This window comes from Virgibacillus carmonensis, assembly GCF_057836705.1.
Genome location: NZ_JBYQFJ010000262.1, coordinates 1 through 602 on the forward strand (window position 1 = coordinate 1; position 602 = coordinate 602).

The window sequence follows — 602 nt, forward strand, 5'->3', positions numbered from 1 at the left end:
ATCGCCAAAAGCAATGATTCGCTCTTTGGGAATATCAAAATAATGGGCAACCTTTTGCAGACCAACTGCCTTATTCATGCCTTTTTTAACTATTTCTATGATATTCCAGGGTGCACCCCATTTACGATGCTCGATTAATTCTGCATGATGATCATCTAAATGACTGCGTATTTCTTTGATATTTTCTTCTTTTGGGTGAATCAGCAAGGATGTTGGGTCTTCTGTTAATTCATTTTTAAGGCTGCCAATGGTAAATGGCGGGTCATTTTGGGTTGATTGAAAAATCCCGATAATATCCTCATTGTACTGATCAAGATAAACCTGATCTTTAACCTCGGCCAGAATGTTGTGCACGTTAAGATCATAACAGGTTTCAATGATTTTATGTGCGGTTCGGATCGGCATTGGGTTATGTAAGACATCCCATTTGTCGTCTGTTGGGTGATGGATTAGGGCGCCATTGAAATTTACCATCGGGGTATCGAGTCCAAGGTCGTGGTAGTAATTGATGCTAGCACGATGTGGCCTACCTGTTGCGATGACAACAATATGCCCGTTTTCTATTGCCTTGAGGATTGTTTGCTTTGTCCGCTCACTTATTT

General features: G+C 40.9%; 1 protein-coding gene. It reads right to left on the minus strand.

Going from position 1 to position 602, the window contains the following annotated elements; genetic code table 11:
• The coding region (locus tag AC3G7N_RS21750; protein WP_489424210.1) for an HAD family hydrolase at positions 1-600 on the minus strand (600 nt) is incomplete at its 3' end.
• Positions 601-602: the final 2 nt, after the last annotated feature.